Origin of the sequence: Salipiger bermudensis (assembly GCF_019801965.1) — a bacterium.
GTDB classification, from domain to species: domain Bacteria; phylum Pseudomonadota; class Alphaproteobacteria; order Rhodobacterales; family Rhodobacteraceae; genus Salipiger; species Salipiger bermudensis_A.
Genome location: NZ_JAHVIA010000003.1, coordinates 78,750 through 102,801 on the forward strand (window position 1 = coordinate 78,750; position 24,052 = coordinate 102,801).

General features: G+C 66.7%; 21 protein-coding genes. 11 read left to right on the forward strand and 10 right to left on the reverse strand.

What is annotated here, in order from left to right:
- Window positions 1–39 precede the first annotated feature (39 nt).
- Window positions 40–645, reverse strand: a complete 606-nt coding sequence (locus tag KUV62_RS07365) for an alpha-ketoglutarate-dependent dioxygenase AlkB family protein (protein ID WP_222603046.1) — start codon at window positions 643–645, stop codon at window positions 40–42.
- A gap of 218 nt (window positions 646–863) precedes the next feature.
- Here KUV62_RS07365 and dnaK point away from each other — a divergent pair, with 218 nt between their 5' ends.
- From dnaK to radC, 3 genes are all read left to right on the forward strand, one after another.
- A complete protein-coding gene (gene dnaK, locus KUV62_RS07370; RefSeq protein ID WP_222603047.1) occupies window positions 864–2,792 on the forward strand; it encodes a molecular chaperone DnaK in 1,929 nt (642 codons plus the stop codon).
- A gap of 80 nt (window positions 2,793–2,872) precedes the next feature.
- Entirely contained in the window at window positions 2,873–4,027 is a 1,155-nt protein-coding gene (dnaJ, locus tag KUV62_RS07375) for a molecular chaperone DnaJ (protein WP_222603048.1), read from the forward strand.
- Window positions 4,028–4,150: 123 nt separating this feature from the next.
- A complete protein-coding gene (gene radC / locus KUV62_RS07380; RefSeq protein ID WP_222603049.1) occupies window positions 4,151–4,915 on the forward strand; it encodes a RadC family protein in 765 nt (254 codons plus the stop codon).
- 63 nt (window positions 4,916–4,978) lie between these two features.
- On the opposite strand, the gene KUV62_RS07385 is transcribed toward radC, so the two are convergent.
- From KUV62_RS07385 to secA, 3 genes are all read right to left on the reverse strand, one after another.
- Entirely contained in the window at window positions 4,979–6,532 is a 1,554-nt protein-coding gene (locus KUV62_RS07385) for a phosphate ABC transporter substrate-binding/OmpA family protein (RefSeq protein ID WP_222603050.1), read from the reverse strand.
- Window positions 6,533–6,552: 20 nt separating this feature from the next.
- Complete coding sequence (locus tag KUV62_RS07390; RefSeq protein ID WP_222603051.1) at window positions 6,553–7,536, reverse strand: translocase; 984 nt, start codon at window positions 7,534–7,536, stop codon at window positions 6,553–6,555.
- Between the two features lie 137 nt (window positions 7,537–7,673).
- Window positions 7,674–10,421 carry a preprotein translocase subunit SecA gene (gene secA / locus KUV62_RS07395; protein WP_222603052.1) on the reverse strand — a complete coding sequence of 916 codons (2,748 nt, stop codon included), beginning with the start codon at window positions 10,419–10,421 and terminating at the stop codon, window positions 7,674–7,676.
- A 190-nt stretch (window positions 10,422–10,611) separates the two neighbouring features.
- Here secA and KUV62_RS07400 point away from each other — a divergent pair, with 190 nt between their 5' ends.
- The 3 genes from KUV62_RS07400 (at window position 10,612) to mutT (ending at window position 13,193) form a co-directional block, all read left to right on the forward strand.
- Window positions 10,612–11,472, forward strand: coding sequence for a peptidylprolyl isomerase (locus tag KUV62_RS07400; RefSeq protein WP_222603053.1), 861 nt, complete (start codon window positions 10,612–10,614; stop codon window positions 11,470–11,472).
- Entirely contained in the window at window positions 11,473–12,702 is a 1,230-nt protein-coding gene (gene argJ / locus KUV62_RS07405; protein ID WP_222603054.1) for a bifunctional glutamate N-acetyltransferase/amino-acid acetyltransferase ArgJ, read from the forward strand. It abuts the gene before it with no gap.
- A gap of 89 nt (window positions 12,703–12,791) precedes the next feature.
- On the forward strand, window positions 12,792–13,193 hold the full coding sequence (gene mutT, locus KUV62_RS07410; RefSeq protein WP_222603055.1) for an 8-oxo-dGTP diphosphatase MutT: 402 nt from the start codon (window positions 12,792–12,794) through the stop codon (window positions 13,191–13,193).
- A gap of 478 nt (window positions 13,194–13,671) precedes the next feature.
- Here the strand turns inward: mutT and infB are convergent, their stop codons facing one another.
- From infB to KUV62_RS07435, 5 genes are all read right to left on the reverse strand, one after another.
- Entirely contained in the window at window positions 13,672–16,194 is a 2,523-nt protein-coding gene (gene infB / locus KUV62_RS07415) for a translation initiation factor IF-2 (RefSeq protein ID WP_222603056.1), read from the reverse strand.
- 7 nt (window positions 16,195–16,201) lie between these two features.
- On the reverse strand, window positions 16,202–16,855 hold the full coding sequence (locus tag KUV62_RS07420) for an RNA-binding protein (protein WP_222603057.1): 654 nt from the start codon (window positions 16,853–16,855) through the stop codon (window positions 16,202–16,204).
- A 4-nt stretch (window positions 16,856–16,859) separates the two neighbouring features.
- Window positions 16,860–18,488, reverse strand: a complete 1,629-nt coding sequence (gene nusA / locus KUV62_RS07425; protein ID WP_222603058.1) for a transcription termination factor NusA — start codon at window positions 18,486–18,488, stop codon at window positions 16,860–16,862.
- A gap of 7 nt (window positions 18,489–18,495) precedes the next feature.
- Entirely contained in the window at window positions 18,496–19,083 is a 588-nt protein-coding gene (rimP, locus tag KUV62_RS07430) for a ribosome maturation factor RimP (protein WP_222603059.1), read from the reverse strand.
- A gap of 196 nt (window positions 19,084–19,279) precedes the next feature.
- Complete coding sequence (locus KUV62_RS07435) at window positions 19,280–19,675, reverse strand: VOC family protein (RefSeq protein ID WP_222603060.1); 396 nt, start codon at window positions 19,673–19,675, stop codon at window positions 19,280–19,282.
- 100 nt (window positions 19,676–19,775) lie between these two features.
- Here KUV62_RS07435 and dapD point away from each other — a divergent pair, with 100 nt between their 5' ends.
- The 5 genes from dapD (at window position 19,776) to KUV62_RS07460 (ending at window position 22,709) form a co-directional block, all read left to right on the forward strand.
- The gene (dapD, locus tag KUV62_RS07440) at window positions 19,776–20,603 is read left to right on the forward strand and encodes a 2,3,4,5-tetrahydropyridine-2,6-dicarboxylate N-succinyltransferase (RefSeq protein ID WP_222603061.1); all 828 of its coding nucleotides are present in this window, start codon (window positions 19,776–19,778) and stop codon (window positions 20,601–20,603) included.
- Window positions 20,603–20,953, forward strand: a complete 351-nt coding sequence (locus KUV62_RS07445) for a hypothetical protein (protein WP_222603062.1) — start codon at window positions 20,603–20,605, stop codon at window positions 20,951–20,953. Before dapD ends, KUV62_RS07445 begins: the two co-directional genes overlap by 1 nt.
- A 67-nt stretch (window positions 20,954–21,020) precedes the next feature.
- Window positions 21,021–21,266, forward strand: a complete 246-nt coding sequence (locus KUV62_RS07450) for a GlsB/YeaQ/YmgE family stress response membrane protein (RefSeq protein ID WP_222603063.1) — start codon at window positions 21,021–21,023, stop codon at window positions 21,264–21,266.
- A gap of 4 nt (window positions 21,267–21,270) precedes the next feature.
- Complete coding sequence (locus KUV62_RS07455; protein ID WP_222603064.1) at window positions 21,271–22,302, forward strand: sodium:calcium antiporter; 1,032 nt, start codon at window positions 21,271–21,273, stop codon at window positions 22,300–22,302.
- A gap of 74 nt (window positions 22,303–22,376) precedes the next feature.
- Window positions 22,377–22,709 carry a hypothetical protein gene (locus KUV62_RS07460; protein ID WP_222603065.1) on the forward strand — a complete coding sequence of 111 codons (333 nt, stop codon included), beginning with the start codon at window positions 22,377–22,379 and terminating at the stop codon, window positions 22,707–22,709.
- Window positions 22,710–22,782: 73 nt separating this feature from the next.
- Here the strand turns inward: KUV62_RS07460 and KUV62_RS07465 are convergent, their stop codons facing one another.
- Complete coding sequence (locus KUV62_RS07465) at window positions 22,783–23,856, reverse strand: Hint domain-containing protein (RefSeq protein ID WP_222603066.1); 1,074 nt, start codon at window positions 23,854–23,856, stop codon at window positions 22,783–22,785.
- Window positions 23,857–24,052 lie beyond the last annotated feature (196 nt).

Sequence of the window (24,052 nt, forward strand, 5' to 3'; positions counted from 1 at the left end):
ATCGCGGAGCCGTGAGAACGGGCCTCCCGGGCCCGGCTCTCAGGTCACCACGCGCAGGGTCAGGTTGATGCGCCCGCCCTGCGGCAGCAGCGTCGAGGAGCCGAAGCGGATGCGGTCGACGCCATGGTGACGCAGCCGCGCCTCGCCGCCCATCACCACCACCGCGCCGGAGCGCAGCCAGACCGACTCGGTCTTGCCGCCGCGCTCGGTATTGCCCATGCGAAAGAGCCCGTCATCGCCCAGCGAGACCGAGACCACCGGGCAGGCGAAATCCGCCTCGTCCTTGTCCTGGTGCAGACCCATGCGGGCGCCCTCGCCATACCAGTTGATCAGACAGCATTCCGGCTGACGCGCGCAGCCCGCCACATCCTCCCAGATTGCCAGCACCTCGTCGGGGATCGGCGGCCAGTCCATGCCTTCGGGGTGGCGCGGCTCGTAGCGGTAGCCGCGCCGGTCGGTGACCCAGCCGAAACGGCCCGCCGCCGACATCCGCACCGACATTTTCTGTCCCCGCGCGGTCACCGGCTGGTAGAGCGGCGCGACGCGCAGGCAATCGCGCAGCCGATCAACAAGCGCCTCCTGCGCCGGGCGGTCAAGGTAGTCCGGGTAGATCCGGAAGCCGCGCTGTTCGATGTGATGTGCCATGGCCACTTTCTTCCGCAAAGGACGGGGCGTCGCAAAGAAAATCCCCGGATTCGCCGGATTCAGCCGTTGCAGGGCGCTTGCAGCGCTGAAACCCCCTCCTTATATACCGTCCGAAGCCGCGAGGCCCCGGCCAAACGGCATCGCAATCAGCGGGGCTGGATGCCGTAATCGGGTCCGACGCCTCGTGTCATCGCCTTGAATTGGAAAGGGATCGAAGTATGGGTAAAGTTATCGGTATCGACCTCGGCACCACGAACTCCTGCGTCGCCATCATGGACGGCAGCCAGGCGCGCGTGATCGAAAACGCCGAAGGCACCCGCACCACCCCCTCCATCGTCGCATTCGCCGACGATGAACGCCTCGTCGGCCAGCCCGCAAAGCGCCAGGCCGTCACCAACCCGGAAGCCACCATCTTTGCCGTGAAGCGCCTGATCGGCCGTCGCACCACCGACGCCGAGGTGACCAAGGATCAGGGCATCGTGCCCTACAAGATCGTCGACGGCGGCAATGGCGACGCATGGGTTGAAGCCAAGGGCGAGAAGTACTCGCCGTCGCAGATCTCCGCCTTCATCCTCGGCAAGATGAAGGAAACCGCCGAGAGCTATCTCGGCGAAGAGGTGACCCAGGCGGTCATCACCGTGCCGGCCTATTTCAACGACGCCCAGCGTCAGGCCACCAAGGACGCCGGCAAGATCGCCGGTCTCGAAGTCCTGCGCATCATCAACGAGCCGACCGCGGCCGCGCTGGCCTACGGCCTCGACAAGAAAGAGACCAAGACCATCGCCGTCTATGACCTCGGCGGCGGCACCTTCGACGTGACCATCCTCGAGATCGACGATGGCCTGTTCGAAGTGAAGTCCACCAACGGCGACACGTTCCTCGGTGGTGAAGACTTCGACATGCGGATCGTCAACTACCTGGCGGACGAGTTCAAGAAAGAGCACTCGGTCGACCTGACCAAGGACAAGATGGCTCTGCAGCGCCTCAAGGAAGCTGCCGAGAAGGCCAAGATCGAGCTGTCGAGCGCGACCCAGACCGAGATCAACCAGCCGTTCATCTCGATGGGCTCCAACGGCCAGCCGCTGCACATGGTCATGAAGCTGACCCGCGCCAAGCTGGAAAGCCTCGTCGGTGACCTGATCAAGAACTCGATCAAGCCCTGCCAAGCCGCTCTGAAGGATGCGGGCCTGTCCAAGGACGAGATCGACGAGGTCGTGCTGGTCGGCGGTCAGACCCGGATGCCGAAGGTCATCGAAGAGGTGACCAAGTTCTTCGGCAAGGAGCCCCACAAGGGCGTGAACCCGGACGAGGTGGTCGCCATGGGTGCCGCCATTCAGGCCGGCGTTCTGCAGGGTGATGTCAAGGACGTGGTTCTGCTCGACGTGACGCCGCTGTCGCTCGGCATCGAGACGCTGGGTGGCGTGTTCACCCGCCTGATCGACCGCAACACCACGATCCCGACCAAGAAGTCGCAGATCTTCTCCACCGCCGAGGACAACCAGTCCGCCGTGACGATCCGTGTCTTCCAGGGTGAGCGCGAGATGGCCGCAGACAACAAGCTGCTCGGCCAGTTCAATCTCGAGCAGATCCCGCCGGCGCCGCGCGGCCTGCCGCAGATTGAGGTGACCTTCGACATCGACGCCAACGGCATCGTCTCCGTGTCCGCCAAGGACAAGGGCACGAACAAGGAGCAGAAGATCACCATCCAGGCCTCCGGCGGTCTCTCGGACGAAGACATCGAAAAGATGGTCAAGGAAGCCGAGGAGAACTCCGAGAAGGACAAGGAGCGCCGCGAGCTCGTCGAGGCACGCAACCAGGCCGAGAGCCTCATCCACTCGACCGAGAAGTCGATGGAAGAGCACAGCGACAAGGTCGATCCGACGACCATCGAAGCGATCGAGCTGGCCGTTGCCGCGCTGAAGGAAGACCTCGAGAAAGACGACGTGAAGGCCGACAAGATCAAGGCCGGCATCCAGAACGTCACCGAGTCGGCGATGAAGCTGGGTGAGGCGATCTACAAGGCACAGGCCGACGCCGGCGACGGCGCGGACGAGCCCGAGGCCGCCGACGACAGCAACTCGAACGCCGGTGACGACGATATCGTCGATGCCGATTTCGAGGACCTTGGCAACGACAAGCGCAGCTGAGGCCGCGCGTAGGAACAGAGCGGGGGCCGGTCCGGATGCCGGGCCGGCCCCTCTCCGTTCCGGGATACAGGAGGGCATGAATGTCCAAGCGTGACTATTACGACGTGCTCGGTGTCAGCAAAGGTGCCTCCGCGGACGAGATCAAGAAGGGCTATCGCAAGAAGGCCAAAGAGCTCCACCCCGACCGGAACGCCGACAACCCCGATGCCGAGAACCTCTTCAAGGAGGCCAACGAAGCCTACGACGTCCTGAAGGACCCGGAGAAGAAAGCCGCCTATGACCGCTTCGGTCACGCCGCCTTCGAGGGTGGCATGGGCGGCGGTGGCGGTCGCCCCGGCGGCGGCTTCCAGGGCCAGGGCGATTTCGCCAGTGCCTTCTCCGACGTGTTCGATGACCTCTTCGGCGATTTCATGGGCGGACGCCAGGGCGGCGGCGGGCGGCAGCGTGCCGCGCGCGGGGCCGACCTGCGCTACAATCTGCGCGTGACCCTCGAGGAGGCCTTCAACGGCCTGCAGAAGACGATCAACGTGCCGAGCTCGGTGCAATGTGACGAGTGCAGCGGCACCGGCGCCGAGGGCGGCGCCGAGCCGGTGACCTGTCCGACCTGTTCGGGCATGGGAAAGGTCCGCGCCACGCAGGGCTTCTTCACCGTCGAGCGCACCTGTCCGACCTGCTCGGGCCTCGGCCAGATCATCAAGAACCCCTGCTCCAAGTGCGGCGGCCAGGGCCGGATCCAGAAGGAACGCGCGCTGTCGGTCAACATCCCGGCGGGCGTCGAGACCGGCACCCGCATCCGCCTTGCCGGTGAGGGCGAGGCCGGGATGCGCGGCGGGCCTCCGGGCGATCTCTACATCTTCATCGAGGTGAAGAAGCACGAGATCTTCGAGCGCGAGGGCAATGAGCTGCATTGCCGGGTGCCGGTGGCGATGACCACCGCGGCGCTTGGTGGCGACATCGAGGTGCCGACGATCGACGGCGGCCGCAGCCGGGTGAAGATCCCCGCGGGCAGCCAGTCGGGCCGCCAGATGCGCCTGCGTGGCAAGGGTATGCCGGCGCTGCGCGGCGGTGCCGCCGGGGACATGTTCATCGAGCTGGCGGTCGAGACGCCGGTCAACCTGACCACGCGCCAGAAGGAGCTGCTGCGCGAGTTCGAGGAGCTGAGTGAGGACAACAACCCGGAATCGCACAGCTTCTTTTCATCGGTCCGCAACTTCTGGGATTCGATGAAAGGCTGATCAGGCGCGCCAAGCCCGACAGGACAGCGACAGGCCCGGAGGCATCCCTCCGGGCCTGTTGCGTTTCGCGGCCCGCGGATCGGGGTTAACCATATCTAAAGGCCGCTGCGGCAGGCTCACGCCATGACACGGGATGCGCAGTTTTCGGAAACACAGACCTCGCTTTTCGGAGGAGACGAGGCCCCGGTCACGCCCGTCCCGGGCGGCAAGACCCTGCCCTCCTACCTGCGCGATCATCGCGCCCGGCTGCGCCAGCGCTTCCGCGAGGGCGGCGCCGATGCCCTGCCCGATTACGAGCTGCTTGAGCTGGTGCTGTTCCGCGCCATTCCCCGCCGCGACGTGAAGCCATTGGCGCGGGCGCTGCTCGACGCGTTCGGAGACTTCAACGGCGTGGTCTCCGCCCCTGAGCCGCGGCTGCGCGACGTGTCGGGCGTGGGCGAGTCGGTGATCACCGAGCTCAAGCTGGTGGAGGCGGCGGCGCACCGGCTGGCGCGCTCCCGCGTGCTTCAGCGCCCCGTGGTCAGCTCGTGGGATGCGCTGCTGAGCTATTGCCAGACCGCCATGGCGCACGGGCAGACCGAGCAGTTCCGCATCCTGTTTCTCGACCGCAAGAACGTGCTGATCGCCGACGAGGCGCAGGCGCGCGGCACGGTCGACCACGTGCCGGTCTATCCGCGCGAGGTGGTGAAGCGGGCGCTCGAGCTGAACGCCAGCGCGCTCATCCTGGTGCACAACCACCCATCGGGCGATCCGACCCCGAGCCAGGCGGATATCGAGATGACCGACCAGATCCGCAACGCCGCCGAGGCGCTGGGGATCACGCTGCACGATCACCTCGTCATCGGCCGCTCGCGCGAGCTGAGCTTTCGCGCCGAAGGCCTGCTGTGAGCGGGCGAGGAGAGTCCGCAAGGGCTCGAGGAGCCCCTCCTCCGCCCGTGCGGGCGTCCTCGTTCAGCGCAGCCAGACCTCGACCCGCCGGTTCACCTGCCGGCCCCAGACCGTGTCATCGCAGGCCATCGGCATGGCCTCTCCGAAGGCCTCGATCCCGAGCTCGAGGTGGCGCAGATCCGCAGCCTCCGCCGCCTCGAGCACCGCCGCGCGCACCGCCCGCGCCCGGTCATAGGCAATCTCGAGATTGGCCTCCGCCGCGCCCTGCGCATCGGAAAACCCGACAAAGACCAGCTCGCGCCCGTCATACTCTCCAGCCTCCAGCGCGCGCGCCAGTTGCTGCACGTTCGAGCGCGATTGCGCGTCGAGCCCGCTCGAACCCGCCTCGAAGCGGAAGGACGTGGTCAGCCGCCGCATCGGCCCGAGCGTCGCCACCAGACGCTGCAAGCCGACGAGCCCCTGATCACCCTCCGCCACGACGATGGCGTTGGCCAGCCGGTCGCCCTGCTGGCCGAGCCCGATCTGTTCGGGCAGCTGGTCGACGAAGCCGGCACGTCGGATGACGATCTGCGCCGGCGTGCTGCGGGTATAGGCGAGAAACTCGCGCGCCAGCGCCGGCAAGCGGCGCGCCGGGAGGTAGAGAAACAGCGGCGAGGTCAGCGGGTAATCCTCGGTCTTGATGGCGGCACGGCTGCCGCGCAGCTCGAAGCCGCAAGGGCCGGTGAGGCGCAGCGGCTTGCCGCTGCCGATCTGCGCATAGCTCGCCAGCCCGAGCGCCAGCGGATCGCGGGCTACCGCATCCGCCAGCGCAGTCCCGTCGCGATGCCGCGTGATCTCGCCGCCGAAATCCCGCCCGGTGGGTCGCAGCAGGCGGTCCTCGATGCCCTGCGACACGCCGGATGTCGCGTTGCGCAGGTGCAGGACGATCGGTGCGTCGGCCCCTCCGAGCACCGACCAGTCGTCGACCTGGCCCGAGAGCACATCCGCCAGCGCCGCGAGCGAGATCGCCTCCACCGGGTTGCCTGACGCCACCACCGGGATCACCGCGTCGAGCGCCAGCACGCGGCTGCGGTTGGCCTCGGAGAGATCACCCAGCCCCGCCTCGCGCGCCGCAGCGCGCTCCTCGGGCCGGATCTCGCGCAGCGCCATGACCATGTCCGCCTCGTCATCGAGCAGGTCGCGGAACCCGTCTTCCGTGCTGGTCAGATGAAAGCCGAACCGCCCGACCACGCGCGCCTCCTCGGGATCGGTGAGGGTATAGCGGAACCGCCGGTCGCCAAGCGCCTCGCGTTCGGCCTGCAGGCCGTTGCGCTGCGCGAAGGCCTCGATCAGCGCGGGCATCAGCACCTCGCCGATGGTGGCGGAGCCCGAGACCCGCATCTCGGCAACGAAATCGGTGAGCGAGGGGCAGCCCGGCCCGTCGCAGAGCACGCCCGAGGCATCGACGGTCAGCTCGCCGTAGCGGGTTTCGATGCGATAGAACTCGCCGTCGAAGCCGAGCAGCGTGCCAGTAAGCTCGATGCCGCCATCCCGGGAGCGCAGCGCGATGTCCTGCGCCCAGAGCGGCGCGCCGGCAATGAAAAGTGCGGCGAAGATCGCCGCACGAACCAGTCCCATGAAGTGACCTCGATAGACCGTCAGTTGGTGGCGATCTTCAGGTCTTCGATGAGGTTTTTCAACACCAGAAAGTCACCAACGCTGTCGCAGGCTGGCAGGTCGAGGGTCAGGTCATGCACCCGCAGGCCCGCCTCGCCACGAAGCTCCAGCGTCTGCGCCTCGACGGGTTTGCCGCAATTGGCGGCGGTCAGCTCGGCCTCGACGCTGACCGCGACCTCGCCGGACTTCTGAGCGGCGCCGGCCGGGAAACTGTAGATCTCGGCCATGCGCGGGGCGGCAGCGTCGGGGTTGCCGAGGCGGGTCAGGAAGCCGCCCACCCCCTTGGCGGTGCGGCCCATGTCACCGGCAGAGGCGGCCCAGACATGCCCCTCCGAGAAATAGTCGGCACCGAATTCGCGGGCGTGCAGCTGTAGCCCGGCCTGATCGCGCCATTGCAGGGCGACGCGATCGTAGAACGGCAGCGCCGGCACCTCGACGACCGCGGTGGCGCCGGCATCATTGTCGAAGGAGGCGATGAACAGGGCCTTCTGCGCCAGCGCGGGCACGTCGATGGCGAGCTGGCCGTCGGGGCCGGTCAGCTCGGTGAACATCAGCCCGTGATGATGGATGGTGACGCGCTCCGAGGCAAAGCACGGCGCCCGCAGCGACAGCGCGACCATCGCACCGGCGCGGGCCTCGGCGGAAAGTGCGACGCCGCACTCCGCCACGGTGGCGAGAGCCGCGCGATCCTGCGGCGCTTCCGGCAGCGACGCGACCGGCTCGGAGACGGCCTTGGCGGCGGCGGGCTGGAGCGTCGCCAGCGCGCCGGCAAGATCCGGCGCCAGCGCGGCCTCGACCGGCAGGCGGGGCATCGCGGCGGAGGAGGTGTCGGTGATGTCGCTGACCACGACGCCGGCATCCTGCCCGGCCTTGCGCGACTGCGCTCCGCTCTGCATCACGAAGCCGATCGCCAGTGCGGCACAGACCGTCACCGCGGCAAGGAGATATGTCTTGAGCCGTGCCATTGCACCCTCCGCTCGTTTTCAACCCGTTCCCTTGTGGAAAATCTATCGCGCTGAAAAAGGGCGCCGGTTGGGCGCAAGGAAGGAGTCAATTCGTCAGGTCCGACATGGATCTGTCGGACCTGACGGAGATCTTGTGGTCAAGCCAGCCGGCCGTGGCAGTGCTTGAATTTCTTGCCCGACCCGCAGGGGCAGGGATCGTTGCGGGACGGATTGCCCCAGGTCGTCGGATCCGATTCGTCGAAGCCCTCGACGAGCGGCGCATCCGGCGCCTCGGGCGCGCCCGGCTCGCCCGGGGGCGGTGCCGCGGCAGCGGGCTCGTGGCCGGCGGTGGCCGCCTCGGCCTGACGGCGCAGCTGGGCCTGCTGCTGGGCGAGCTGCTCCATCATCCGGCGCTGCTCTTCCTCGTTCATCGGACGGACGCGGCTGAGCTGCTCTGTGACCTGCTCGCGCAGCGACTCGAGCATGGTCTCGAAGAGCTGGAACGCCTCGGTCTTGTATTCGTTCAGCGGATCGCGCTGCGCGTAGCCGCGGAAGCCCACCACCGAGCGCAGGTGCTCGAGGGTCAGAAGGTGCTCGCGCCACTTGGTGTCGATGGTCTGCAGCAGCACCTGCTTCTCGATCTGGCGCATGGTGTCGGGACCGAAGGCCTCGGCCTTCTCCGCCATGAACTTGTCGGAGGCCTCTTCCAGACGCTCCCGGATGGTGTCGGCGTCGACGCCCTCTTCATCGCCCCAGGCAATCACCGGCGCGTCGATGCCGAGCTTCTCGAGCGCGGCGGCGTAGAGCCCCTTGGTGTCCCACTGGTCGGCATAGGTCCGCGGCGGCACGTAGGTGTCGACCAGCTCGTCGATGACCTCGTGGCGCATGTCCTCGGTGACCTCGGAGACGTCCTCGGCCTCCATGATCTCGAGACGCTGGGCGAAGATCACCTTGCGCTGGTCGTTCATCACGTCGTCGAACTTGAGCAGCTGCTTGCGGATGTCGAAGTTGCGACCCTCGACCTTGGCCTGCGCCCGCTCGAGCGACTTGTTCACCCACGGGTGGATGATCGCCTCGCCTTCCTTCATGCCGAGCTTGGAGAGCATCTTGTCGAGCCGCTCGGAGCCGAAGATGCGCATCAGGTCATCTTCGAGCGAAAGGTAGAACGAGCTGCGGCCCGGGTCACCCTGACGTCCGGAGCGGCCGCGCAGCTGGTTGTCGATGCGGCGGCTCTCATGGCGCTCGGTGGCGAGCACGTAGAGGCCGCCGGCGGCCTTCACGGCCTCCTCGTCGGCGGCGTGCGCCTCTTCGATCCGTTGCCGGATCTCCTCGGGATCGCCCTCGGGATCGGCCTCGAGCGCCTCCATCACCTTGAAGTCGACATTGCCGCCGAGCTTGATGTCGGTGCCGCGGCCGGCCATGTTCGTCGCGATGGTGATCGCGCCCAGCTTGCCGGCATCGGCGACGATCTGCGCCTCCTGCTCGTGCTGGCGCGCGTTCAGGACGTTGTGCGGCAGCCCGGCCTTGGTCAGCAGCTGCGACAGCATCTCGGATTTCTCGATCGAGGTGGTGCCCACGAGGACAGGCTGGCCCTTCTCATGCGCCGCCTTGATCTCCTCGGCGATGGCCGCGTATTTCTCGGCCCCCGTGCGGTAGACCTTGTCGTCCTCGTCGATCCGCGCGATCGGGCGGTTGGTCGGAACCTCGACCACCCCGAGGCCGTAGATCTCCATGAATTCCTCGGCCTCGGTGGCCGCGGTGCCGGTCATGCCCGAGAGCTTGTCGTAGAGGCGGAAGTAGTTCTGGAAGGTGACCTGCGCGAGGGTGACGTTCTCGGGCTGGATGTTGCAGCCCTCCTTGGCCTCGATGGCCTGGTGCAGACCGTCGGAGAGGCGCCGGCCGACCATCATGCGGCCGGTGAATTCGTCGATCAGCACAACCTGCCCGTCGCGGACGATGTAGTCCTTGTCGCGGGTGTAGAGCTTGTGGGCGCGCAGGCCCTGGTTGACGTGGTGCACCACGGTGGTGCTTTCCGGATCGTAGAGCGTCTGGCCCTCGGGCAGCACGCCGCGCAGGTGCAGGATCTCTTCCAGCGCCTCGTTGCCCTCGTCGGTGAAGGAGACGTTGCGGGTCTTCTCGTCGATCGTGTAGGCGTCGTCGGAGAGCTGCGGGATCAGCCGGTCGATCGCCATGTAGAGATCCGAGCGGTCCTGGCTCGGGCCGGAGATGATCAGCGGCGTCCTCGCCTCGTCGATCAGGATGCTGTCGACCTCGTCGACGATCGCGAAATAATGCCCGCGCTGCATCATCTGGCCCAGCTCGGACTTCATGTTGTCGCGCAGGTAGTCGAAGCCCAGCTCGTTGTTGGTGGCATAGGTCACGTCTGCGGCATAGGCGGTCTTCTTCTCCGCCTCGGGCTGCTGCGGATAGACCACGCCGGTGGTCAGGCCGAGCGCGCCGTAGACCTTGCTCATCCACTCGGCATCGCGGCGGGCGAGGTAATCGTTGACGGTAACGATGTGGACGCCCTTGCCGGTCAGCGCGTTGAGATAGGCCGGGAAGGTGGCGACCAGCGTCTTGCCCTCGCCGGTCTTCATCTCCGAGATGTTGCCCTGGTGCAGGAAGATGCCGCCCATCAGCTGGGTGTCGAAGGCGCGCAGGCCGAGCGCCCGCTTGGCGCCCTCGCGGCAGTTGGCAAAGGCCTCGGGCAGCAGCGCGTCGAGCTTTTCACCGTCGGCGATGCGCTTCTTGAACTCTTCGGTCTTGGCGATCAGCCCGGCATCGTCGAGCGCTTCGAACTCGGGCTCCAGCGCGTTGATCTTTGCGACCAGCGGGCGTGTCGCCTTGATCTTGCGGTCGTTCGGCGTTCCAAACACCTTCCGCGCGAGAGTTCCGATACCCAGCATGCCTGCCCGTTCCTGTCTGACAAAGTCGTGTTCTCGTCGTGGCATCCGCTTGCCCGCCTCGAACACAGCCCATATGACACAGGGGAACGACCGGCCTTGCAGAGCCTTATGGGCATGTAAGGCTCGGCTCAGAAAGTGTCAACGCTGCCCTCGCGGGCAGTCCACGAAGGACCCGAAAGGACCTTATTCGATGCGCAAAACCCTCACCACGCTCTCCGCCGTTGCCCTGGCCGCCACCCTCGCGATGCCGGCACAGGCCCAGGATCAGGCCGAGGAGATGGAGCTCGACACCGTCGTCGCGACCGTCGGCGGCGAAGACATCACCCTCGGCCACATGCTGATGGTCCGCACCACGCTTCCCGAGCAATACCAACAGCTTGGCGACGATGTGCTCTGGGATGGCATCCTCGATCAGCTGGTGCGTCAGGCGGCCCTCGCCCAAGACGAGAAGGCGGTCGAGACCAAGCGCGTGACGATTGCAATCGACAACGAGCGCCGCGCCCTGCTTGCGGGCGAAGTGGTCAAGGCGATCGCCGAGGATGCGGTCACCGAAGCCGCCGTTCAGGCCACTTACGAGAGCAATTATCTCGGCGCCGCCTCCGGCATGGAGTTCAACGCCTCGCACATTCTCGTGGAATCCGAGGAAGACGCCCAGGCGCTGGTCGAAGAGCTCGAGGGCGGGGCGGATTTCGCCGAGCTGGCGCGCGAGAAATCCACTGGCCCCTCCGGCCCCAATGGCGGCGAGCTCGGCTGGTTCGGTCCCGGCATGATGGTCGAGCCGTTCCAGGTGGCGGTCGAGACCCTCGAGGTCGGCGCCGTCTCCGCCCCGGTGCAGACCCAGTTCGGCTGGCACGTGATCAAGCTCAACGACACCCGCACCAAGGAAGCCCCTGCGCTCGAGGAGGTGCGCGGCGATATCGAGACCATGCTGCAGCAGCAGGCGGTCGAGAAATATATTGACGAAACCCTCGCATCGGCGGAAGTCACCCGCATGGACAAGTCCGAGGCCGCGGTCTCGGCGCTTTCGAACATGCAGCTCCTGGAGGACTAATTGGCCAAGATCACGTCCGTTTCGCCCCTCGCCCCCGCCGCCTTCCCGGATCTTCCGGTGATCGAGGGGGTCCGCTTCGCTTCGGTCGCCGCGGGGGTCCGATATGCCGGGCGAACCGACGTGATGCTGACGCTTCTCGATCCCGGCAGCACCGTTGCCGGGGTCTTCACCCGCTCCGCCACCCGCTCGGCCAACGTGCTCGACTGCCAGTCGAAGATCGGCGGAGACAGCGACGCAGGCGCGGCGATCATCGTCAACTCGGGCAATTCCAATGCTTTCACCGGCAAGGCCGGCGACGGCTCGGTGGCGGCGATCTGCGCCGCCGTTGCCAAGGCCACCGGCCTGCCCGAGGCGCGGGTCTTCACCAGCTCCACCGGGGTGATCGGCGAGCGCCTGCCGCATGACCGCATCATCGCCAAGGTCGACGATCTCGTGGCAGCGCTCGACGCCGGCAAGGGCGCCGAGGCGGCCCGCGCCATCATGACCACCGACACCTTCCCCAAGGGCGCCTGCACCACCGTGGCGCTGCCCGGCGGCGAGGTGAAGATCGCCGGCTTCGCCAAGGGCTCCGGCATGATCGCCCCCGACATGGCGACGATGCTGGTCTACATCTTCACCGACGCCAAGGTGTCGCGCGGCGACCTGCAGACCATGGTCTCCGAGATCAACGACCGCAGCTTCAACTGCATCACCGTCGACAGCGACACCTCGACCTCCGACACCTTGCTGATGGGCGCCACCGGCGCGTCCGGCGTCGAGGTCACCCTGGCCGACAGCGATTTCGCACAGGCGCTCGAGGGCGTATTCCTCGACCTCGCGCACCAGGTCGTCAAGGATGGCGAAGGCGCCACCAAGTTCGTGACCGTCAACGTCACCGGTGCGAAGACCGATGCCGATGCCCGCACCCACGCGCTGGCCATCGCCAACTCGCCGCTGGTCAAGACCGCCATCGCCGGCGAGGATCCCAACTGGGGCCGCATCGTCATGGCCGTCGGCAAGTCCGGCGCCGCCGCCGACCGCGACAGGCTGACCATCCGCTTCGGCGACGTGCTGGTGGCCGAGAACGGCTGGGTCGCGCCCTCCTACAAGGAGGAAGACGGCGCCGCGCTGATGAAACAGCCCGAGATCGCGGTCAATGTCGATATCGGCCTCGGCGCCGGCAAGGCCACGGTCTGGACCTGCGACCTGACCCACGGCTACATCTCGATCAACGCCGATTACCGGTCCTGAGCCCCTCCCTTCTCTGGTTCTGAAATACCTCGGGGAGTGCGAGGGGCAGCGCCCCTCGCCGGCCTGACCTCGCCACCGGGAGTTCCCACATGTCGAAGATCATCCTCGTCTCCGCCGTCGCGCTCATCGATCCCGACGGTCGCATCCTCCTGGCGCAGCGCCCGGAGGGCAAATCCATGGCCGGTCTCTGGGAGTTTCCCGGCGGCAAGGTCGAGCCGGGCGAGAGCCCCGAGGTCGCGCTGATCCGCGAACTGCAGGAAGAGCTGGGCATCGACACCTGGGAGAGCTGCCTCGCGCCGCTGACCTTCGCCTCCCACGCCTACGAGGGCTTCCACCTGCTGATGCCGCTCTTCGCCTGCCGCAAGTGGCAGGGTACGCCACAGTCGAAGGAAGGCCAGGCGCTGAAATGGGTGCACGCGCGAGAGCTGCGCGATTACCCGATGCCACCGGCCGACATTCCGCTGATCCCAATCCTGCGCGACTGGCTCTGAGCGGCAGTTTGTCCAGAAATTTCTGCATTGCAGCGCGGAAAAACTCCCGAAAATGGCCCAGATGCTAGGTAATTAGGCGTAGTTGACAAAATTTGTTCTGGTTCCGTTAACGATTCGCCGGTATTCATATTTCTGTAATATCCGTATCGGGGAACACTGAAATGCTGCGTACCATCATTCTTGGCAGCTGCGTCTCGGTTCAGGGCATTCTCGAGAAGAGTCTCCCTGACGGTCGCATTGCCGTTCGTGTCGGAAATCAGGTCTTTACCGGGAACCCGGTGGCAGCCTGAACCGAACGACAAGTTCTGAGTTCTGCTGAAAAGCCCGGAGGGAAACCTCCGGGCTTTTCCATTTTCTGGCGGCCCCACGGCCTCTCTTCAACGCATGCGGGAACCACAGTTTCACGAAAACGAAAACACCCGGAGGTTTCCCTCCGGGTGTTCCCGTGTCTGCGATGCGCCCGATGGCGGGCTGGCGATCAGAGCGAGCGCTCGATCTCCTCGCGCTCGAAGATCTCGATGACATCCTGCGGGCGGACATCGTCGTAGTTCTCGAACGCCATGCCGCATTCCTGGCCCGACTGGACCTCTGCCACTTCGTCCTTGAAGCGCTTCAGCGTCTTCAGCGTACCCTCGTGGATCACCACGTTGTCGCGCAGCAGGCGGACGCCTGCGGAGCGGCGGGCAACCCCCTCGGTGACGAGACAGCCGGCGACCTTGCCGACATTGGAGACCTTGAAGACCTCCTTGATCTCGGCATAGCCGATGAAGTTCTCGCGGATCTCGTTCGACAGCAGGCCGGAGGCCGCCGCCTTCACGTCGTCCACGAGGTCGTAGATCACCGAGTAGTAGCGGATCTCCACGCCCTTCTGGTTGGCGCTGTTGCGGGCCGGTGCGTTGGCACGGACGTTGAAGCCGATGACCGGACAGCCCGAAGCTTCGGCGAGGCCGATATCGGTCTCGGTGATGGCGCCCACACCGTAGTGGATCACCCGCACGCGGACCTCGTCGTTGCCGACCTTCTCGAGCGCCTGCACGATGGCCTCGGCCGAGCCCTGCACGTCGGCCTTCACGACCACCGGCAGCTCGGAGACGTTCTCGTCGTCCTTGGCCTTCTTCATCAGCTGCTCGAGCGTCGTCGCGGCGCCTGCGGCGGCGCGCTTCTCTTTCGCGGCGTGCTCGCGGTATTCGGCGATCTCGCGGGCCTGCGCCTCGGTAGAGGTGACGTTGAGAACGTCGCCGGCCTCGGGCGTGCCGTTGAGGCCGAGCACCTCGACCGGAACCGAAGGACCGGCTTCCTGGACGCGCTCACCCTTGTCGTTGATCAGCGCACGGACCTTGCCGTACTGCTCGCCCACGACGAAGATGTCGCCCTGCTTCAGGGTGCCGTTCTGCACCAGAACCGTGGCGACCGGGCCGCGGCCCACGTCGAGCTGGGCTTCGATCACGGCGCCTTCGGCGGCGCGGTTCGGGTTGGCCTTCAGTTCGAGAACCTCGGCCTGCAGCGCGATGGCTTCGAGCAGCTCGTCAAGACCCTGCCCGGTATGGGCCGAGACCTCGACATCCTGCACTTCACCGGACATCTGCTCCACGATCACCTCGTGCTGCAGCAGGTCGGTGCGGACCTTGGTCGGGTTCGCCTCGGGCTTGTCGACCTTGTTGATCGCGACGATCATCGGAACGCCGGCTGCCTTGGCGTGGCTGATGGCCTCGACGGTCTGCGGCATCACCGCATCGTCGGCCGCAACCACCAGCACCACGATATCGGTCACCTGGGCGCCACGCGAGCGCATCGAGGTGAACGCCGCGTGGCCGGGCGTGTCGAGGAAGGTCAGGACGTCGCCACCCTTGGTCGTCACCTGGTAGGCGCCGATGTGCTGAGTGATGCCGCCGGCCTCGCCAGAGGTGACGTTGGCTTCGCGGATCTTGTCGAGCAGCGAGGTCTTGCCGTGGTCGACGTGGCCCATGATCGTGATGACCGGCGGACGCGGCAGGAGATCTTCCGGCTTGTCGTCGACGGTCTTGATGACGTCCTCGACGTCGGCATCCGACACGCGGGTCACGCGGTGGCCGAATTCCTCGATGATCAGTTCCGCGGTGTCGGCATCGATCGACTGGTTCTGGGTCGCCATGATGCCGTTCTGCATCAGCGCCTTGACCACGTCTGCGACGCGCTCTGCCATGCGGTTGGCCAGCTCGGCAACGGTGATCGCCTCGGGCAGCTGAACGTCACGGACGACCTTCTCGCGCTGCTGCGCACCGCCCATCGCCTTCTGACGCGCACGCTCCTGCTTGCGCTTCATCGCGGCCATGGATTTCTGCCGGCCACCTTCGCCGCCGAGCGCCTGGTTCAGGGTCAGCTTGCCGGAGCGACGGTTGCCGTCGCCCCCGCGGCCACGACCGCCACGGCCACGCTCTTCGCGCTCGCGGTCGGCCTTGCGCTGCTGCGGCTGGCCCGCCGGGCCGCCTGCCGGAGCGCCGGCTGCGGGCTTGGCGCCGCCACGGGCTGCGCCGGCTGCCGGATCGGCCGCCGGGGCCGCGGCTGCGGCCTCTGCCTTCTTGGCAGCTTCCGCGGCTTCGCGGGCCTTGCGCGCCTCTTCCTCGGCTTTCGCCTTGGCGCGCTCTTCGGCCTCGCGCTGCTCGCGCTCTTTCTGTTCCTTCTCGGCGCGCATCCGCTCGCGCTCTTCGGCGCGGGCCTTTTCCTGCGCCTCGCGCTCCGCCTGCTCCTCGACCTCACGGGCCTTGGCGGCCTGCAGTGCCTTCAGGCGGCGTTCCATCTCCGCGTCGGAGATCCCGGCCGGGCGCTTGCCACCCGAGCCACCCGGCACACCGCCGGAGCCCTTGGCGCCACCGGCGCCGGGCTTGGGCACGACCACGCGCTTGCGCTTGGTCTCCACCACGACGTTCTTGGTCCGCCCGTGGCTGAAGCTCTGCTTCACGGATCCCGAACGGGGACCCCCGCCACGAACACCCAAAGTCTTCTTGCCGTCGTTATCGCTCATTCAGCTCTTATCCTTTCCGGCGGCCCCTGCCGCCCCCGGCAGCCCCTGCTGCCGTCGCCGCGTCGGCCCTTCCGACGCGCAGCCCCTTCAGTCGTTGGGCTTCCTCTACAACACGTTTCGTGAGTCCACCAGCGCCAAGCGCCGCGTGTATCACCTTTTCCCGACCAAAGGCCAGCCCCAGCTCGTCCGCCGTGAGCCAGCCGATATAGGATCCCCATTGCGGGGTGGACAGCTTGGACTTGCCGCGGGTCGACCCGTCTTCGGCCTGAAGAAGCACATCGGCCTCTTCCTTGCCCAGCCAATCCTTGACCTTCTCGTAGCCAGAAACCGCGCCCCCCGACTTGCGGGCGAGGCTCAGCAGTTCGACCACCCGGCGGGCGAGCATCTGCTCGACCAGATTGGGCAGATCGTCGGGCACCGTGACCGGTGCCCGCGCGGCACGGGCAAAAAGCCCTTTGCTTGCAGCCTTCTCGAGCGCTGCCTTGTCCGACGACACCCAGATGCCGCGCCCGGGCAGCTTGCCTGCGAGATCGGGCACGACCTGATTGTCCGGCCCGATCACGAAACGGATCAGACCGTTGGCGGGCTGCGTCTCGCCAGTGGCGATGCAGCGCCGCTCCGGACCATCGGCCCGGTCCTTGTCCCGGCCGCCCCGGCTCATCGGATCAGACCTCTTCCTCGGTCTCGGACTCGTCACCTTCGCCCTCGACCTCTTCTTCGGCCTCGGCCACGAGCTCGTCGGGATCGACCCAGCCAAGCAGCACGCGCGCGGTCATGATGAGGTTCTGCGCTTCGGCGAGATCGACATCGAACTTCTCGAGCAGACCGTCATCCTTGACGCGCTCGCCGTCGACCGTGGTCCAGCCACCGGCCAGCTCCCAGTCTGCACAGGTGGCGAAATCTTCCAGCGTCTTCACGCCGTCTTCTGCCAGTGCCTCTACCATCTGGGGTGTCAGGCCGTCGAATTCAATAAGGCTGTCCTCGGCGCCGAGCTCGCGGGCGCGCTCGAGCGCCTTGCGGGCCTGCTCCTCGAGGAATTCGCGGGCGCGGGTCTGCAGCTCCTGCGCGGTGTCCTCGTCGACGCCGTCGATCACCAGCAGCTCGTCGAGCTCGACATAGGCGACCTCCTCGAGATTGGTGAAGCCCTCGGCAACCAGCAGCTGGGCAAAGAACTCGTCGAGATCGAGCGTGTCCATGAACAGCTTGGTGCGCTCTTCGAATTCCTTCTGACGGCGCGCCGACTCTTCTTCCTCGGTCATGATGTCGATGTCGAGGCCGGTGAGCTGCGACGCCAGGCGCACGTTCTGACCGCGGCGGCCGATGGCCAGCGAGAGCTGCTCGTCGGGCACCACGACCTCGATGCGCTCGGCATCCTCGTCGAGCACCACCTTGGAGACCTCGGCCGGCTGCAGCGCGTTGACCAGGAAGGTCGGCATGTCCTCGTTCCACGGGATGATGTCGATCTTCTCGCCCTGGAGCTCGTTGACCACGGCCTGCACGCGGCTGCCGCGCATACCAACGCAGGCGCCGACCGGATCGATCGAGCCGTCATAGGAGATCACGCCGATCTTGGCGCGCGAGCCCGGGTCACGGGCCACGGCCTTGATCTCGATGATGCCGTCGTAGATTTCCGGCACTTCCATTTTGAACAGCTCGGCCATGAATTCCGGCGCGGTGCGCGAAAGGAAGATCTGCGGGCCGCGGGCCTCGCGGCGCACGTCCTTGATGTAGCAGCGGATGCGGTCGCCCGGGCGATACGCCTCGCGGCCGATCTTCTCGTTGCGGCGCAGGATGCCTTCGCCACGGCCGATATCGACGATGACGTTGCCGTATTCCTCGCGCTTGACGGTGCCGTTGATGATGGTGCCGTTGCGGTCCTTGAACTCGTCGTACTGGCGATCGCGCTCGGCCTCGCGGACCTTCTGCAGGATCACCTGCTTGGCCGACTGCGCCGCGATCCGACCCATGTCGACCGGCGGCACTTCCTCGACATACTGGTCGCCCACCTTGGGATCGGCCATGTATTGCTTGGCCTGCTTCACGGTCAGCTCGGCCTGGTAGTTTTCGAGCTCTTCGTCCTCGACGACGGTACGCACGCGGGTGAAGGTGGCGCGACCGGTCTTGCGGTCGATCTTCACGCGGATGTCCATCTCGGAGCCGTAGCGCGACTTGGCGGCGCGCGCGAGGCTCTCTTCCATCGCCTCGATCACGAGCGCGGGGTCGATCATCTTCTCGCGGGCGACGGCCTCGGCCGTTTGCAGAAGCTCAAGCTGGTTGGCAGAGGTGATTGCCATTTTCTTCTTACTCCTCCTGAGCGGCCGCGTCGTCGGCCTGGATTTCGTCGAATTGGGTTTCGTCCACTTCCTGGGCCTTACGGGCACGCAGCATGTCGCGGATCAGGTCATCGGTGAGGATCAGCTTGGCGTCGCTGAGCCAGTCGAATTGCAGGCCGATGGTCTGCTCTTCGCCGCCCTCGCCCTCGATGTTGAACAGCACTTCGCCGCCCTCGGTCCCGGCGAGAACGCCGCGCCAGCGCTTGCGGCCGTCGATCATCTCGTGGGTTTCGATCTTGGCCTCGTAGCCCTCGTAGGTGTCGAAGTCCTTGAGCCGGGTCAGCGGCCGGTCGATGCCGGGGCTCGAGACCTCGAGCGTGTAGGCGTCGATGATCGGGTCCTCGACATCGAGCACCGCCGAGACGGCGGTCGAGATATCGGCGCAGTCATCGACCTCGATGCCGCCCTCGGGGCGTTCGGCCATGATCTGCAGGGTTGCGGTCTTACCGCTCATCAGGCGCAGGCGCACGAGCTCGAACCCCAGGTCTTCGATGACCGGGGTGACGATCTCGGCGAGGCGCCGATCGATGGCGGATTTGGCGATCAGGTCGGTCATGTGTCCGGGTCCGATTGAGCACAAAAAAACGGGCGCGCGGCCCGTCGATCTTTCCCGGTGGAACCTCGGGAGAGCCCCGACGCGCCGCTGTTGATAGGCCATATACGCGCCGGGATTCGATTCCGCAAGGGGGCGCGGCGTTCGGTGGGCGAAGAGAGCGGCGAGAGCAGCCGCGCCTTCGCCCCCCGGGCCGCGCTCAGGCGAAGCGCCCCTCGCGTGCCAGCACCTCGATCTGGTAGCCGTCGGGATCGGCCACGAAGAAGAACTTCGCCACCACATCGCCCGCCGGGGCGAACTCCACCAGCTTGCGCGGGTTCAGCCCCGCTTCGGTGAAGCGCGCATGCTCGGCCTCGAGATCCTCGACCGAGACCGCGAGATGGCCGTAGCCGTCGCCGAGATCGTAGGGCTCGGTACGATCCTTGTTGACCGTCAGCTCGAGCTCGAAGCCGGTCTCGGCATTCGAGAGATAGACCAGCGTGAACTCGGGGAAATCGAGCCGGTCGGCAACGGTGAGCCCGAAGGCCGTCTCGTAGAAGGCCAGCGAGCGGGCTTCGTCGAGCACCCGGATCATGCTGTGGATTGCCTTGGCCATGCGTCTCATCCTTTCCTGCGAAGGGCGACCTCGGGATGCGTTGCCGTGGGGCGGGCCGCCCGTTATAGGGCTGGAAACCGGATCGCACGAGGAGACACAGATGTCCAACGCACAGCTCGAAGCCGCCATCGAAGCCGCCTGGGAGGCGCGCGACGGCATCACCCCGTCGACCGGGGGCGAAACCCGCGAGGCCATCGAGGCCACGCTGCACGCGCTTGACAGCGGATCGCTGCGCGTCGCCGAGAAGCAGGACGACGGTAACTGGCACGTCAACCAGTGGGCCAAGAAGGCGGTGCTGCTCGGCTTCCGCATCAAGGACATGGAGATGCAGGACGGCGGCCCGCAGGGCAGCGGCTGGTGGGACAAGGTCGACAGCAAATTCAAGGGCTGGGGCGACAGCGAGTGGAAGGCCGCGGGCTTCCGCGCGGTGCCGAACTGCGTGGTCCGCAAGTCGGCCTACATCGCGCCGGGCGTTGTCCTGATGCCGTCCTTCGTCAACCTCGGCGCCTATGTCGACAGCGGCACCATGGTCGACACCTGGGCCACCGTCGGCTCCTGCGCGCAGATCGGCAAGGGCGTGCACCTGTCGGGCGGCGTCGGAATCGGCGGCGTGCTCGAGCCCATGCAGGCCGGGCCCACCATCATCGAGGACAACTGCTTCATCGGCGCGCGCTCCGAGGTCGTCGAGGGCGTCATCGTCCGCGAGGGCTCGGTGCTCGGCATGGGCGTGTTCCTCGGCCAGTCGACCAAGATCGTCGACCGCGAGACCGGCGAGGTCTTCTACGGCGAAGTGCCCCCCTACTCGGTGGTCGTCGCAGGCTCGATGCCGTCGAAGAACGGCATCAACCTCTACTGCGCGGTGATCGTGAAGCGCGTCGACGAGAAGACCCGCTCCAAGACCGGCATCAACGAACTGCTGCGCGACTGATGCGCTGGGGCGCGACCCTCGCGCTCGTGGTGGCGGCCCTCCCGGCCGCCGCCGTCGCCCTTGAGGGGCTCTACCGTCCGGCCTACGACTGGGCCGACGGATGGGATTGCCGCAGCATCGGCCGCGAAGGCGGCGCGGTGGTGCTGACCCCGAACGCCTTCATCGGCGTGGGCAGCCGCTGCTCTCTGGCCGACCCAACCGAGGTGCGCGGCATGCAGGCCAGGCTCTACGACGCCACCTGCCGCGAGGGCACGCGCGTCCGCACCGACCGGATCATGGTGCTGCGCACCGATGGCGGCATCGCCATCATCCGCGGCGGCGCCATCAGCCTTTTCGCCGCCTGCCCCTGACCGGACGGAACCAACCGGCAAGATCCTTGTTTCCCTTTCGTTAACAGGAATTGAAGGGAACATTGCCATGGGTCTTGGATTGATTGCATCCATCATTGTCGGCGGCCTCGCCGGCTGGATTGCCAGCATGATCATGAAGGCCGATACCGGTATCCTCTTGAACATCATTCTCGGCATCGTCGGCGCGGTGGTGCTCAACTTCGTGCTCTCGCTGCTGGGCATCTACGCCGCCAACACCTGGGTGCCTCAGCTCATCGTCGGCATCATCGGCGCCAGCGCGCTGATCTGGATCGTTCGAAAAGTCCGAAGCTGACCCTTTGATACAGGGTCTTTCGCTTCCGCTCCTGCTCGGGATCTTCGCCCTGGCAGGGGCCATTGTCGTGGCCGCCTCGATCCGCGCCACCAGCCTTGCCGACCTGCTCGCCGACCGGACGAAGCTCGGAGAGGCGATGGCGGGCGGCATCCTGCTCGGCGGCGCGACGTCGCTCTCCGGCGTCGTGGTCTCGGTCTCCGCGGCCTATGGCGGCGATGCCAGTTTCGCGGTGTCCAATGCCGTCGGCGGGATCGCTGCCCAGACGCTGTTTCTCGGGTTGGCCGACCTTTTCTACAAGCGCGTCAACCTGGAACACGCCGCCGCCGAGCCGGCGAACCTGTTTCAGGCGGTGATGCTGCTCATCCTGCTGTCGATGCCGATTGCCGCCATGGCCGGGCCCGACATCGCCTATTTCGGCGTGTCGCCCGTCTCGCTCGTGATGTTTCTCGGCTATCTCTGGGGCGTGCGCCTGTCCTCGATCGTCGGCGAGCGTCCGATGTGGCGCCCTGTCGAGACCTCCGATACCCGCCGCGACGAGCCCGACGACGAAAACGATCCCGACGCCCCGGTGCTGCGCCCGGCCCTGCTCTTCGTCGGACTGGTCGTCATCATGGGTCTGTCGGGCTGGGTCATCAGCCAGGTCGCCGGGGTGCTCATCACCCGCTACGAGCTCTCCTCGAGCCTGGTCGGCGCGCTGATCACCGCGATCATCACCTCGCTGCCCGAGCTGGTCACCACCCTCGTCGCCGTGCGCCGCGGAGCGCTGCAGCTCGCCGTGGGCGGGATCATCGGCGGCAACACGTTCGACACGCTGTTCCTGGTGTTCTCCGATGTCGCCTATCGCGACGGCTCGATCTTCCAGGCGGTGGGCGAGACCGATCTCTACTGGTTGGCCACCGGCATGCTGATGACCGCCATCCTTCTTGGAGGGCTGATCCTGCGCCAGCGCGAAGGCCCGGCGCGGATCGGCATCGAGTCGGTGCTGCTGATCGTGATCTACTGCTGTGCCGTGGCGGTCGAACTCTTCGCGCCCTGAGCTTCGAGGGCGCGCGGGGCTTGACTCGCCGCCATGCCTGCCGCATCCCGCCCGAAACGCGGGAGACGGCAGGCATGGCCAGCAAGAAACCATCGAGACAGCAGGTCTACACCCTTTTGGTCGAGGTCGGCCGCAAGGCGGGCGACGGGCTGCCCGACAAGTCCACCGGCGCGGCGCTGATGTGCTATGCCAGCGGCGTCGACGAGGCCGAGGCGGTGCGCGAGACCGTGGCGATCCTCAAGCAGGCAGATTTGGCCCCGCTCGACGTCACGGGCTACGGCACCGAGGAAGAGCGCCGGGCGCAGGGCCACGAGATCGAGGCCGACGAGCAGGAGCTGATGGCGCGCGCGCTCGAGGAGAATTCCGTCATTGTTGCGCAGGTCACCCCGTTCTTCGACAAGGACTGAGGTCGCCGAAGAAAATTAGCCAATTTTCTTGGACCGAAGATTTTTCGGACGAAAAATCTTCAGAGCGCGCCGGTCAGGCGACCCGCGCCTGCGCCAGTGTGATCGCCTCGAACGGATGCAGGATCTGGTAGCCCGCGCGGTGCTGTTCGGGCAGCAACGCGCTCGGACAGTCGGCCAGCAGCGAGGCGGCGAGATGCGCGCGCGAGCGCCGCAAACGGCCGACATAGAGGCTTTCGAGCGCCGCCCCCCCGGCCATCACCGCATCATGCGCCGGCAGCAGCAGCTGGTGATAGCGCAGCGTCATTGCCCCCACCTCGCGCACCGCCGCAAAGCCGTTGGCCAGGCTGAGCGCCGGCACCAGCACCGCTTCGCGTCCGAACAGGTACTCGACCTCAGAGCCGCCGATCACCAGGCGCTGATGCGGTGACACCACGAGATCTCGGGTCAGGCCGAAATAGGGCGCGCGCAGCCGCACCGGCGTAAAGGAGCCGAGCGCCGGCACCACGCGGCTCACCCGCTGCAGAACCGGGGCGGCGCCGCCACAGCGGGTCCGGACGGTGTCGCCGCTCTGCAGTTCTGCCACCGGGCGGGGCCCCTCAGGGGTCTCCACCGGCACGCGCCCGGTCAGGGAGGGCGTCGGCCCCACCGGCTCGATCTCGTCGGAGGCCGCGAAGAAGATCACGTCGGGATCGGTGCGGCAGAGCTGCGGCCGGTGCACGAGGTTTGACAGGTCCGCGAGCAGGAGCGGCGGTGGCGGCGGGGTCTCGCGGAGCGCCGTGCAGTCGCTTTCCGGCCGCTCGAGCGCCAACTGGCCCCAGCGCGCGGTCGAATCCCAGCTGAAGGTCACGCGCAGGATATCGGTGCGGGCATCGTCGGGATATTGCAGCAGCGTGTGGAAAGCATCTTCGCCCTGGCTCATCACCAGCACGATGCTGCCATTGGGCAGCGCCTGGAGCGAGAGCCCGCCGGGCCAGGGATGCTGGCGCTCGAAGGCCAGCAGGGTCTGTGGCCGGCCTTCGGCCGAGAGCCGGGTCTCGATCAGCAGCGACCCCTTGGCCAGGAGCGCGTCACGTGGGCGCCCTCCGGCGTCGAACACGCGGTCATCGGTCCAGCGCCTGCCCTCGCCCGAGATAGCGATCCAGCTCATGCTGCGCGATGCTCCGCGCGGCCATGACGTGAAGAAACCCCTGCCGTATTCATGCCTGTCACCCTGCCCGCGACACGTGCTGCCCGCAGCCGACCGGATCCGCCCGCGGCGTGGTCTGACACCGGCCTCCGGACGCTTCGGATCGCCGCCCCGCTTCGGGCAGTCTTGCCCCTTGTCCTGAGGCAATCCCTACCAC